The organism is Nostoc sp. T09 (assembly GCF_002154695.1).
GTDB lineage: Bacteria > Cyanobacteriota > Cyanobacteriia > Cyanobacteriales > Nostocaceae > Aulosira.
The window spans coordinates 544-764 of the sequence record NZ_MTAV01000259.1 but is presented as its reverse complement, the minus strand read 5'-3'; the positions used below and the strand labels follow the sequence as shown (position 1 = coordinate 764).

Genomic DNA, 221 nt, shown 5'->3' with positions numbered 1-221 from the left:
AAGTGGCGGACTGCTGCCAATTGTTTGGATCGGAATCGGCTTATCTGTATTCCAGCAATTGGTTGGGATTAATGTCATCTTCTATTACAGCAGTGTATTGTGGCGAGCAGTCGGGTTCTCAGAAAAAAATTCGCTCACGATTACAGTGATCACCGGAGCCGTCAACATTATTACTACCCTCGTGGCGATCGCTTTCGTGGATAAATTTGGTCGTAAGCCTT

At 45.7% G+C, this 221-nt stretch carries 1 protein-coding gene; it reads left to right on the top strand.

All coding sequences use genetic code 11. The features are described 5' to 3' along the window. The coding region (locus BV372_RS36980; RefSeq protein WP_218776809.1) for an MFS transporter at positions 1 to 221 on the top strand (221 nt) is incomplete at both ends.